Origin of the sequence: Haladaptatus sp. W1, from assembly GCF_001723155.1 — an archaeon.
Lineage (GTDB): Archaea > Halobacteriota > Halobacteria > Halobacteriales > Haladaptataceae > Haladaptatus > Haladaptatus paucihalophilus.
The window spans coordinates 1-11941 of record NZ_MEIH01000125.1 but is presented as its reverse complement, the minus strand read 5'-3'; the positions used below and the strand labels follow the sequence as shown (position 1 = coordinate 11941).

The following is an 11941-nucleotide window of genomic DNA, read 5'->3' as shown; positions in this document are numbered from 1 at the left end:
GTGACGAAGGTCATCGGCGTCGTCTCCCTCGTCGCCATCGTCGCCGCCGGATGGTTCGGTCCGCAAACTGCCCGAGAAAACCTCGCCATCCTCGCCGTCTGGGTCGGGTGGTGGGCGGCGTACACGATATCGGTGTACGTCGTCGGCAACACGTGGCCCGCGTTCAACCCGTGGCGAACGGTCGGGGAGTTCCTGCCGTCCCGCGACGCGAGTTATCCCGAGAAACTGGGCGCGTGGCCGAGCGTCGCCGGATTGCTCGCGCTCGTCTGGCTCGAAGTCATCAGCCCGCTCGCCGACAAACCCGACATGCTGGCGGACATCATCGTCCTCTACAGCGTCGTCACCATCGCGGGAACGCTCTGGTACGGCACCGACCGCTGGTTCGGGACGGTGGACCCCATCGCCCGCGTGTTTCGCTACTACGGGCGGGTCGCTCCGCTCCGGCGCACCGAATCCGGCTTTGAGTTCCAACTGCCGGGTGCGCGCCTGACCGAGACGAAACTCGTCACCGGGTTCAACGAAGTGGGGTTCGTCATCGCCATCCTCTGGGTGACGACCTACGACGGTTTCGTCTCGACCCCGCTCTGGTCGGACGTCGCGCGCGCCGTCGCCGCCGCCGGAATCCCGCTGACCGCCGCGTATCTCACGGCACTGCTCGGCGGATACGGCCTCTTCCTCGGCGCGTACCGACTCGCAACGCGGCTTTCCCGCGACACCGCGGACACCTATCTCACCCCTGCCACCATCGCCCGCCGCTTCGCGCCCTCGTTGTTGCCTATCGCGGTCGGCTACCACCTCGCCCACTACGTGAGCTACTTCCTCTCGCTTTCGCCGACCCTTCTGGGCGTGCTGTCGAGTCCGTTCGACCCACCACAGGCCGTCTATATCGTTCTGCCTGCGTGGTTCGGAGCCGTCAACATGGGGTTCGTCCTGCTCGGTCACCTCCTCGCGGTGTGGGTGGCCCACGCCACGGCCTACGACGTGTTTCCGAGCCGATTACAGGCGATACGAAGCCAGTATCCGCTCGTCGCCGTGATGATACTGTACACGATGACGAGCATGTGGATCGTCTCGCAACCGACGCTCACACCACCATGACCTCGACGACAGACTACAGCGTTCCGTCCGGCGAATCGCCCCACGAGTGTGCCTACTGCGGCCACCCATTTCGGAAGGAGGAGTACCTCGTCCTCCACCGCGGGTTAGAACACGGGGACGAACTACCCGAAGACGAGGTGGAAGCGTTCTACGACGCCTACGAAACCGAGACGGAGGAACTCAAACACTTCCGTCTCAAGGCGCTCGGCGTCCTCGTCCTGCTGTACTTCGGGTTCCTGTTCATCTACGCCATCATCGGCGTCTCGTAATTCCGCCGGTCGCCGGTTGGATGCCGATGAGCGACCACCGTTTTCGCCGATACCGTTAGGGTTCGCTCCGTCGTCTCGCATTCCATGCCCTCGATTCGTCGCGCGACGGAAGCCGACGCCAAGCCGATTCTCGACCTTCGCTGTGCGTCCATCCGGGCGTTCGGCACGGAACGGTATCACGAGGAGCAGGTCGAACGCTGGGCGGCACATCCGTTCGGGAGCGCGCCGTATCTGGAGTCGATACGGAACGAATCGGAGTCGGTCGCCGTGGCCGAAGGAAACGGCGAACTCGCCGGGTTCGGCCGCGTCGAACTGGATACCGGCGTGGTTTCGGCGGTGTACGTCCACCCCGACTACGCGCGGAACGGGGTCGGTTCGGCGCTCCTTTCGCACCTCGAATCGGTGGCACGTGACGCCGGGGTCGATTCGCTGACGCTCCACGCCTCGTTGAACGCGGTTCCCTTCTACGAGGAACACGGCTACGAGCGGGTTTCGACGGTGACGCACGAGGTGACCGGCGGCGTCGAACTCGCGTGTGTGGAGATGCGGCGGGACATATCGGTCGGGTGAAAACACGAGCCGTCGGTTTTCGGCCCGCAAACCAAAAGACACGAAACCCTCCGGTGTCTGGTTCGAGTATGAGCAATTACCTCGTTGCGATGGAGGCGGCATGGTTGGTACGTGATGTCGGCGACATCGACGACGCGATTGGCGTTGCGGTCAGCGAAGCCGGGAAACGGCTGAACCAGAAGAACATGGACTACGTCGAAGTCGAAGTCGGCGCGACGGGGTGTCCGGCCTGCGGCGAACCGTTCGATTCGGCGTTCATCGCGGCCCACACCGCACTCGTCGGCCTCGTCCTCGAAATGAAGGTGTTCAACGCCGAGGGCGAGGAACACGCCCAGCGCATCGCCAAGAGCGAAGTCGGCGGCGCGCTCCGCGACGTCCCGCTTTCGGTCGTCGAAACTATCGAATTCGACGAGGACGAGGAGATAGACTTCGGCGACGCCTGAACAGTCCGAACGATTTATACCATAACCATTGGTAATTTCTACGCATGGAACTCCCGACACCCCAAGACCTTCGGGAACACCGAACCGATTTGGGGCTCACACAAAGCGAACTCGCGGAGCGGGCGGGCGTCTCACAGCCCCTCATTGCGAGAATCGAGGGCGACGACGTGGACCCGCGGCTTTCGACGCTTCGGCGAATCGTGAACGCGCTGGAGGAATCGGAAGGCGACATCGTGCGGGCGGGCGACCTCCTGCACAAGTCCGTCGTCAGCGTCGCACCCACCGACACCGTGAGCGAAGCGGTTCAGAAGATGCAGGAAGCGGGCTACTCTCAACTCCCGGTCATCAAAGAGGGTGTCCCGGTCGGCTCGATAAGCGAGAGCGACCTCGTTCACGTCAGCGAAGACGCCCGCGACGAGACGGTCCGCGAGTTCATGGACGAGAGCTTCCCGACCGTCTCGAAGTCGGCGACGCTCAACGAAATCAGCAACCTCTTGGACCACTACAAGGCCGTGATGGTGACGGAAGAGGGCGAAACCATCGGCATCGTCACCGAAGCGGACATCGCCGCACGGCTGTCCTAACGACGAAATAGGGTGTCGGGTCGGTCGCGGTCTTGCTTTTCCGTGTCGGACGATACCGTTTCTCACCACAAACGTATTCCGAGCGACGTCGTAGAGCGACGCATGTGGCCGTGGGAATCCGCGATTTTTGCGTACCTCTGTTATTCGATATACGTTCACGTTCGTCATCACGAACCGCCGGGCGGGACCGCCGTCGTCGTCGCCGCCGTCGCGTCGGTCGTTCCCGACCTCATCGACAAACCGTTGAGTTGGCAGTACGGCGTCTTCCGGAACGGCTACGCCCTCGGTCATTCGGTGTTCGTCAGTCTGCTCGTCGTCGCCGTCGCCCACGCCGTCGCGCGACGGACGTCGCGTCCGCGATTGGGTCTCGCGTTCGGCCTCGGCTTTCTCTCGCACAACGTCGGCGACGCGCTCGAACACATGAACGACGGAATCTGGTACGGCGTCAAACACGTTCTCTGGCCGGTGGTCGTGCTCCCGCCCGACGAGAGTCCGGGTTTCACCGGAACGGTGCGGCAGTTCCTCAGCGAGTATCGGGCCCACCTCGTTCACCACGACTTCACGTCGTACTTCGCCCTCGTCGGCGTGATTTCGGCGTGTACGCTTCTCCTCTGGGCGTACGACGACTTTCCGGTCGCCCGCGAACTGCTGACGACGGTTCGGCGCGTCGTTCGGTGACCGTCCCAACGCCGCGTTCTCCCGTCGGCCAACGCTGAAATACGGGCGATGTCGGGCAGAACCGGGCGGCGGTATTTCGGCCTCCGCGACAGTTTTTTCCGCGAAGTCACCGATTGCCTGCCATGGGAATCGAGATTCGCTCGGCGGAACCGAGGGATACGGAGGAGATACGACACGTCGCGGAGCGGGCGTGGCACTCGGCTCACGCGCCCATCATCGGGGCGGAGGCGACCGACGGCTTCCTCGAACGCTACTACGACGCGGAGACGTTCCGCTCGCTCATCGAAACCGAAGCGTCCATCCTCGACGTCGCCGTGGACGGCGACGTCGGGGTCGTGGGATTCGTCGGTGCGAATCCCGTCGAGGGGTCCACCACGTTCGATTTAGGTCGCATCTACGTCCTCCCCGGTCGGTGGCGCGAGGGTATCGGCGGACGGCTACTCGCCCACGTCGAACGAACCGTCGAGCGGCGCGGCGGCGAGCGAATCCAACTCGGCGTCATGGCCGAAAACGAACGCGCCATCGCGTTCTACGAATCGGCGGGCTACCGGCGCGACGAGAAGTTCTACGACGAGCGGGTCGACACGGCGGGCTACATGTACGTAAAGGAGGTGTGACATGGAGGAATGGTGATGTGAGAAGAAATGGTGAGCGACGGTGGGACACAAGTGGCGAAGTCAACAGGCGGAATCAACAGATGGCGTAGGTGATGCCGACCGCCCCGTCCTTCTGTATCTGTATGTGGACGTTTCCGTAACACTCGTTCGTCTCGACCGTCGTACACTGTTTGTACCCCGTGTCGCTCGAACTGGCGTCGAGGAGTTGGGCGCACACGCGGAACGTCTCCACGTCCGTCGGCCCGGCCCGTTCGAGGTTGTACAGCTCGGCGGTGTCGGCCGGTCCGACCTGACGGGTGACTTCGAAGACGGTTTCGTCGCCCGCCTTCCGTACCACCCAGACGTGAGCCGTCTGCTTCTCGTCGAACCCGTTTTCGAGCCAGATGGTGTGGTCCGGGTCGAACGAACTCGTCTTGGACTCGAACACGCACCCCGCGGCGGCGAACATACCGGCGGAACCGAGCAGGGCGCGACGGGTCAGACCGGACATGGCGAGAACACCACGCCCTGTTTAAATAAGTATTCTGGAACGATGAGTGTGAGCTACCAAGGGTAGAGATATCCCGAACGTTAGTCCAAGCTCAACCCGCGAATCGCCACCGTTTCGCCCTCCGCGACGGTGCCGATAATCCGTCCGTCCGTCTCTTCGGCGAGCGATTCGGCGGCGTCCTCGGGGAGTGCGACGACGAATCCGGTGCCCATGTTGAACGTGCGGTGCATCTCCTCGTCGGAGACGTTGCCGCCGTCCTGCACGAAGTCGAACACCGGTTGTGCGGGGAATGGGTCGTCGATTTCGTAGCGGTGCTCGCCCATGCGGAGCAGGTTCGTCCACCCGCCGCCCGTCACGTGCGCCGCGGCGTGCACGTCCCGCTCGCGGAGCGCGGGAAGCAGGTATGTGTAGAGGCGCGTCGGTTCGAGCAGCGCCTCGCCGACGGTTCCCTCGCCGAGCGGGAAGTCGTCGTCGTAGTCGTGGTCCTTCGTCGCCGCCTTGCGGGCCAGCGTGAGGCCGTTCGAGTGAATCCCGCTGGATTCGAAGCCGACGAGAACGTCGCCCACCTCTGCCTCGCCGGGGAAGATGGCGTCCTTCGGCGCGAGTCCGGCGCAGGCACCCGCGAGGTCCAGCCCCGAGATGACTTCCGGCATGACGGCCGTTTCGCCGCCGACGAGGGCGACGCCCGCTTCCTCCGCACCGGCCGCGAGTCCCTCGCCGACCTGCTCGGAGAACTCCTCGGTGGGTTCGTCCACAGCGAGGTAGTCCACGAAGGCGACGGGTTCGACGCCGCTCGCCACGAGGTCGTTCGCGTTCATGGCGATGCAGTCGATGCCGACCGTCGAGTAGTCGCCGAGCGCCTCCGCAACGAGCAGTTTCGTCCCCACCCCGTCCGTCGCCAGCGCGAGGTACTGGTCGCCGATGTCGAGCAGTCCCGCGTAGTCGGTCGTGTTGTCGATGTCCGAAACCGCGCCAACGAGGGCCGCCGTCGCCGCTTCGCTCGCGTCGATGTCTACCCCCGCGTCGGAATACGTCAGTTCCTCTTCCTCGGTCATGGTGAAATGCGTGTTCCGGGTGAGTAAAGGTTTGCCGTTGTCCCGTTCGACGGTCGCGTTCCAGAGGAAACCGCTCGCTACGAACGGACGACGATTGTGGTGTGATTGCAACCGCTACGAGAAAGTCCTCGAAAGCCCCCGTCACGCTCGCGGTCGTCGGAAGACGTTCCTGCTCACTTCGTTCGCGGGCGTGCGACTTCCGTGGTCACATTCACGTCCGTTCATGTGACCGCTGTGCAGGATACCCGCGCTCTCCACACCGCCCGCGCGGATAGTGCCCCACACAGGGACCACGCAAGCGCGAGCGGACGGCCCCTTTCAGTCCCACCCCGCACCGCTAACAGCGCCGCATCAGCCACACCCTCCCCAGCCGATTGCGCTCCTCACTCCGAAAGAGCACGCTCTTTCATGCTCTCGCTCCGCTCACGAGAACTTCGTTCCGGTGCCTGCGGGACACCCGCAGGTCAGCGAGACGCGACGCGTCTCGCAAGCCTCATCCCTCGCGCGGATATGTCGGAACGGCGCGGCCAGCAGTCGGCCGCGCCGTTCTGCCAGCGCACGCCATGGGAACGACCGGGCTACACGATACGATTCGCTGCCGTGGTGCGCGAAGGAATACCTGCCGTGGAGTACGGTCTCATCAGCGCTTCTACCTGCAGACGCACGAGAACGGAAATCGTTCCGACGAACCGAACGCTCGGGAGTGTCCCGGACGATGTTCGAAAGCGAGATGGTCCGTGCTCGCGCGGTTTTACAGCACCAACAGCGCGTACAGCGCGAGCAGCACGCACGGGACGACCGTGGCGAGGAACGCGGTCGTGCTCCACTGCTGGACTTTCTTGCCGTCAAGCGGTCCCCACGGGAGCATGTTGAAGCCCGCGAGGAGGAAGTTAATCTGCGCGCCGCGGTAGCCGATTTCCGTGACGACGGACGGTCCGACGAAGATGAGCGGGAAGAACAGAACGCCGAGGACGACGTTCGTCATGGGTCCGGCCAGCGCGATGAGGCCGTTTTCACGCTCCGTCACCATCCCCCGATGATACACAGCGCCGGGTGCCGCGAAGAGGAACCCGGCGAGTCCGCCGACGATGGCGAGCAACAACATATTGTAATCGGCGCGGAACTCGGCGAGTTGGCCGAACCGAATCGCCACCACCTTGTGGGCCAACTCGTGAAGAAGGAAGCCGATACCCGCCGTGAACAGCGAGACGACCAACGCTCCGACGAACGTCGCCGACGAGAATCCCATTCCGGGCTGGAGGAGCGACTGCCCGAATCCGGGCTGAAGAAAGAGGGTGAAGGCGAGGCCGAGCGCGCCCCACGCGACCAGCAGGTCGCGGAGTTCGCGCGCGCTGAAGCGGATGTTCACGTCAGCGCACCCCAGATGAGGTCGGCGCTGTTGTGCGCGCCCTCGACCATCAACCGCGTGATTTCATCGACGCCGCCGATTTGGGGACCGAGGAACGGTAGGACGACGAAAGGGAACAGGGCCGTCGCTATCATGCTCCCGACGTTCGTCATGGCGACGACGGCGATGAGTCGGAAGAGCGGCACGTCGAGCATCCGGGACATAATGTCCGCGAGGGGCAACTCCTCGTCGCTCATGATGTCGTTGAGCTTAGCGATATCGGCGATGTTGACCTGCGTGTATTTCAACTCCATGTACCCCGCGAACCACCCGGGTGCGAGCAGGGGGTTGATGCTCGTCAACCACGCGATTGCGCCGCCGACGAGGGCGCTAATCCAGTGTGCCCCGGCGAGTTTCGCCAGTCCGAAGGCGAAGATACCGTTGAACAGGAACCACGCCGCGAACACCTGAATGAGAAACGTGTTTCGGACGCCCGCCATCGCCAAGAGGATGAAAAAGGCGAAGAAGGCGACCGTGATGAAGTAGCCGAACAGTTTGAAAAACGAAAACCGCTTACCCGTCTCGGTGCCGACCAGCGACTCCATCGGCGGAAGGGTGCTCGGGTTGGCGAGATAACTCTCGATTCCGGCGCGGTGACCCGCGCCGACCACGGCGATGACGTCGTGGCCCGCTTCGCGGAGCGCGACGAGTTTGTGCGCGATGAAGGCGTCGCGTTCGTCGATGAGCGCCTCCGCACCACCGGGCGAGAATCGACGGAACTCCTCCATCATCGCCGTAACCACGTCGCCGTCGGTGAGGTCCTCGATGTCGAACTCCTCGTCCAACTCCTCTTCCTCAACCGTTCCGCTTCCGAGGAGAACCCCGCCGAGCACGCCGAGCACCATGCCGATGCCGACGCCGACGACGAGCGAGGTGAGGATTCGGAGCACGACGCCCCCGATTCCGACGAGCGTCCCGGCGCTGACGACGCCGAGGGCACCGGTGCCGACCGCGAGGCCGCCGACGATTCCAAGCACCAAGCCGCCGCCGAGCGCTATATCGATGCGCCTCGTCAGGCCGACGGAGAGGGCGAGGCCGCCGAGCACGAGTCCGGCGACGGTGCCGCCACCGAGACCGCCGACGAGTTGGAGCGTACCGCTTCCCGCACCGAGGGTGAGCGTGGCGTTCAATCCGAGGAGCGGCGAGAGGAAGATGCCGAATATCATGGCGAAGAAGACGCCGAAGACGGCACCGCCGATGAGGCCGATGGTGAGCGGGTCGGTGACGCCGAGGGCGAGACTGCCCACCATCCGTAACTTCTCGCGGGCGCTCATCCGCGCCCAGAAGCGCTGAATCGTCATCTGGATGTCGCGGTCCACCAGCGCCACGCCGCTACCGTGTCGTTCGGCGGCGTCGATGGCGGCCTTCATGTCCGCGCCGGGTTGGATATCGAACTCCTCGCCCATGCGCGACTGGACGTACGACAGCATCCAATACGCCAAGAACTGGAAGACGGTGTTTCCGTGAAGGAGGTCGGACGGGTCGAGGTCGTCAGCCACTTCCCCCTGCATCTGCCGGTATCGTCCCTCGTCGAGTTCGACGGCGACGATTTCCGGTTGATCCTCCTCGATGGCTTCTTCCACTCGCTCGACGCTCGTTTCCGAGACGTGGGCCGTTCCGACGACTCGTACGTTTCCCTCGCCGCCACCGGATGACGGCGGGTGCTGGTCGGTCATCAATGACGATACTCTCCCTCCATTTTTACCAGTATCGATGACAAGGCAATTTTTCTACCCGTTTCGGTTGCGAATCGAATTAATCCGCCCGGTGAACGAGAACACGGCCGTGGCTCTTGACGACGACTTCGTGGTTCTCGACAACGAACGATATTTCGCCCGTGACGGGACGGAGTTGGCCGTCGCCGCGGGGGCCGAAAATAGTTTCGAGGGCGTCCACATCGACGACGTGGTGGAGTGGTTGTAGTTCTTCGGGGGCACGACCGCTCGCCGACGAGAGCGTCTCGACGATGGTTTGGACGAGCGTCATTTCGCCGCCCCACGAGTACTGTGCCGACGCGACCGGTTCGGGCGTTCCTTGTAACACGGGGTCGTTCATGAATCGATTCGACGATTCGGACGCACATGCTACTGTGCGTTTAATGGTTGAGTTTTTAAATAGGGGCAGAAATGTGAGCAGAATTTCATCGGACGGAGCTGTCGACAAACTCAAACAAGTCCTCGTACGCGTCGGGGAAATCAGCGATTTCGACCGACCCGCGTTCGGAGTCCCACGCCACGAGTCCCGCCTCGTCGAGCATCGGGAGGTGAACGTGCACGAGCGCGATTCGCATCCGGTCCGTTTCTCCGTCGAGTCGGTCGGCGAGCACCGACACCGGAATCGGCTCGTCTTCCGAGCGGATGACGACCAACGCCTCCCGTCGAGTCGGCACCGAGAGTACCTTGAAGATGGCATTCAGCGAGGGAGTCGTAGCATCGTCCCATCGGCTACCGTCCCCCGGGATTGTCTCGATTGTCATACCAGAACCCAGACACCGAGGGGCATTGAGTGAGAGGGCTAAACGATTAGTCTCGCTCCGGCTCGTCGAAGATGGCGGAGAGGACTTTTCGTTCCGCGATTCGGAGATGCTTGTGCAGGGTCGGCGGCGCGATGTCCAGCGATTCGGCGAGTTCCTCGCCGGTACTTCCTCGCGGCCAGTCGTAGTATCCGGCCCGATAGGCGGTCGTGAGAGCGGTCAGCTGGCGTTCGGTGAGACGGTCGTCGAGCGTATCGCGGAACCGGGCGCGCGTTTCGGTCGGTTGTTCGACCGTCTGTCGAGAGACGAGTTCCGCGTCCTCGAACACGCCCGTCATGGCGTTGACCACCTCTCGAACGTCTCCCGACTCCGGAATGTCGACGGTGACGTGCGCAATCCCCTCCTCCGCAACCGCCGAACGGATGATGCCACCGTGATTTGCGAGCGTGGAAAACGCCATCGGCCCGGCGTAGCGAACTTCCAGCAGGCACTCGTCCTCTCGCTGGGTTATGGCTCGAAAGTGCGTGACGCCCTCGAACTCTTCGAGGAATTCGAGCACTCGCTCGGGGTCGCTACCCTCCGTCGAGACGTACAACAGGAGCGAGCCGTCCGGGTGCAGTACGGCGTCTTCGAACCGGGACGTACCGCCGACCTGTTTCGTGAGCGCGGTAAACGGATAGTCGTCCTCCGAGAACCGGAAGGTCAGTTCGATGGTCCGTTCCGAGACGAGCGCCTGTCGCGTTTTGACCGCGGAGAGGGCGTAACCGACCATCTCCCCGAGCTCCCCCAGAACCTCGCGTTCGGGCCCCTCGAACGCGAACGGACGGTTGGCGTAGACGCCGAGGACGCCGTGAATCGAATCGTCGTACCGGAACGGAACGAACGCCATCGACCAGCGACCGGCGTCGGAGTCCGAAGCGCCCCACTCGTCGCCGCGGTCAGCGTCCTGTACCACCCACACCGACCGATTTCGAATCGCCTCGATGGCCGGTCCGTCCGACGCGTCGAAGTCCATCCGCCGGAGCCGCTCTGCGTCTTCCTCGTCGATACCCGCCCGCGACACTATCGTCAACGTCTCCAACTCCCGGTCGAAGCGAGCCACGAGCGCGAATCGATAGGGGTCGGCGTCGGCGATGCGGTCACAGACCGTTCGCTCTACCTCGTCCGCGGTGTTCGCACGGACGACGGCGCGGTCGATGCTTCGAACGACGGCGTTGATGTGGCGAAGCTGTTCGAGTTCGTCGCGCTGTGCTCGCAGCGCCGCGTCCCGCCGCTTTTCCCACGAGATGTCGCGGACGACGCCGACGGTTCCCTCGAATTCGCCGTCGGAAAGCACCACGGAAAACCGGAGTTCACAGGGGACCCGTTCCCCGTCCGCGTTTCGGATCGGAGCCTCCATCGCTCGGACCCCGCCCGGTTCGTTCGCCAGCAGGTCCGCGATTTCGTCTTCGACCCGCGTCACGTACGCTTCATCGACGAGAAACGAGGCGTGTTCGCCGAGCAGCTCCGCGCGGTCGTATCCGGTGGCCTCGACCGTGGCGTCGTTGACCGAGACGAAGCGACCGGCCGGGTCGAGTTGGTAGATTCCGTCCCCGATGGCGGCGACGACCTTTTCGGTCGCCAACAGTCGGGTTTCATCCGTCCCTCCCTCCGTTTCCGCTTCCTCCGTTTCCCCCACCTCCCGTTCCTCGCTCATTGCGATACTAGCCGTTAGCGAGGTGGATAACTCTGGCGCGCAGGGAACCGCGGCCAACTAAATACGCCGCCCGAGAATGGCCGGGTATGGCAGACACGGCAACCCTGATGGATTCGTACACCGAGATGACCGAACTGCTGTTGCCGAACGACACGAACAACCTCGGTCGGGCGCTCGGAGGTGTGGTGTTGCACTGGATGGACATCTGCGGGGCCATCGCGGCGATGCGATTCTGTGGGAACCAGTGCGTCACGGCGTCGATGGACCACGTGGACTTCATCTCGCCCATCGACCGCGGCGAGGTGGCCGTGGTGGAGGCGTTCGTCTTCGAAACCGGCCGGACTAGCATCGACGTAAAGGTGAACGTCCGGGCGGAGGACCCGCGGAAGGGCGAGGAACGCGAGACGACGACCTCGTTTTTCACGTTCGTCGCGCTGGACGAAGACGGCAACCCGACGCCCGTCCCGGATCTCGACTGCCCGGACGAAAACCAGCAGGCGCTCCGCGATTCGGCCCGCGAGGAGCGACTCCAACAGCTCCAGAACGTGGTTGACCGAATC

Annotated in this window: 15 protein-coding genes; 8 read left to right on the top strand and 7 right to left on the bottom strand. The window is 63.6% G+C overall.

Annotated features, from left to right (window positions below):
• From BG842_RS06880 to BG842_RS06850, 7 genes are all read left to right on the top strand, one after another.
• A partial coding sequence (locus BG842_RS06880) for a hypothetical protein (protein WP_069450201.1) occupies positions 1 to 1098 on the top strand: 1098 nt, incomplete at its 5' end.
• On the top strand, positions 1095 to 1367 hold the full coding sequence (locus BG842_RS06875) for a DNA-binding protein (protein ID WP_069450200.1): 273 nt from the start codon (positions 1095 to 1097) through the stop codon (positions 1365 to 1367). The genes BG842_RS06880 and BG842_RS06875, both read left to right, overlap by 4 nt.
• Positions 1368 to 1451: 84 nt before the next feature.
• Positions 1452 to 1937 carry a GNAT family N-acetyltransferase gene (locus tag BG842_RS06870; protein ID WP_069450199.1) on the top strand — a complete coding sequence of 162 codons (486 nt, stop codon included), beginning with the start codon at positions 1452 to 1454 and terminating at the stop codon, positions 1935 to 1937.
• 68 nt (positions 1938 to 2005) lie between these two features.
• Complete coding sequence (locus BG842_RS06865) at positions 2006 to 2380, top strand: DUF555 domain-containing protein (RefSeq protein WP_069450198.1); 375 nt, start codon at positions 2006 to 2008, stop codon at positions 2378 to 2380.
• Between the two features lie 44 nt (positions 2381 to 2424).
• Positions 2425 to 2964 carry a CBS domain-containing protein gene (locus BG842_RS06860; protein ID WP_069450197.1) on the top strand — a complete coding sequence of 180 codons (540 nt, stop codon included), beginning with the start codon at positions 2425 to 2427 and terminating at the stop codon, positions 2962 to 2964.
• 102 nt (positions 2965 to 3066) lie between these two features.
• On the top strand, positions 3067 to 3642 hold the full coding sequence (locus tag BG842_RS06855) for a metal-dependent hydrolase (protein WP_069450205.1): 576 nt from the start codon (positions 3067 to 3069) through the stop codon (positions 3640 to 3642).
• A 122-nt stretch (positions 3643 to 3764) separates the two neighbouring features.
• Positions 3765 to 4259 (top strand): N-acetyltransferase, encoded by a 495-nt coding sequence (locus BG842_RS06850; RefSeq protein ID WP_069450196.1) that lies wholly within the window; start codon positions 3765 to 3767, stop codon positions 4257 to 4259.
• A gap of 73 nt (positions 4260 to 4332) precedes the next feature.
• Here the strand turns inward: BG842_RS06850 and BG842_RS06845 are convergent, their stop codons facing one another.
• The 7 genes from BG842_RS06845 to BG842_RS06815 form a co-directional block, all read right to left on the bottom strand.
• Positions 4333 to 4749 carry a hypothetical protein gene (locus BG842_RS06845; RefSeq protein WP_069450195.1) on the bottom strand — a complete coding sequence of 139 codons (417 nt, stop codon included), beginning with the start codon at positions 4747 to 4749 and terminating at the stop codon, positions 4333 to 4335.
• An 80-nt stretch (positions 4750 to 4829) separates the two neighbouring features.
• Positions 4830 to 5804, bottom strand: coding sequence for a phosphoribosylformylglycinamidine cyclo-ligase (purM, locus tag BG842_RS06840; RefSeq protein ID WP_069450204.1), 975 nt, complete (start codon positions 5802 to 5804; stop codon positions 4830 to 4832).
• Between the two features lie 751 nt (positions 5805 to 6555).
• The gene (locus tag BG842_RS06835; RefSeq protein ID WP_069450194.1) at positions 6556 to 7173 is read right to left on the bottom strand and encodes a Zn-dependent protease; all 618 of its coding nucleotides are present in this window, start codon (positions 7171 to 7173) and stop codon (positions 6556 to 6558) included.
• Positions 7170 to 8888, bottom strand: coding sequence for a TraB/GumN family protein (locus BG842_RS06830; RefSeq protein WP_069450193.1), 1719 nt, complete (start codon positions 8886 to 8888; stop codon positions 7170 to 7172). The genes BG842_RS06835 and BG842_RS06830 overlap by 4 nt, the downstream gene beginning before the upstream one ends.
• 79 nt (positions 8889 to 8967) lie before the next feature.
• The gene (locus BG842_RS06825) at positions 8968 to 9267 is read right to left on the bottom strand and encodes a HalOD1 output domain-containing protein (RefSeq protein WP_139136052.1); all 300 of its coding nucleotides are present in this window, start codon (positions 9265 to 9267) and stop codon (positions 8968 to 8970) included.
• Positions 9268 to 9352: 85 nt separating this feature from the next.
• Entirely contained in the window at positions 9353 to 9688 is a 336-nt protein-coding gene (locus BG842_RS06820; RefSeq protein ID WP_069450192.1) for a helix-turn-helix transcriptional regulator, read from the bottom strand.
• Between the two features lie 46 nt (positions 9689 to 9734).
• On the bottom strand, positions 9735 to 11381 hold the full coding sequence (locus BG842_RS06815; RefSeq protein ID WP_069450191.1) for a bacterio-opsin activator domain-containing protein: 1647 nt from the start codon (positions 11379 to 11381) through the stop codon (positions 9735 to 9737).
• An 86-nt stretch (positions 11382 to 11467) separates the two neighbouring features.
• Between BG842_RS06815 and BG842_RS06810 the strand changes: the two genes are divergently transcribed.
• Positions 11468 to 11941, top strand: a 474-nt coding sequence (locus BG842_RS06810; RefSeq protein WP_069450202.1) for an acyl-CoA thioesterase, incomplete at its 3' end; no start/stop codon positions are given.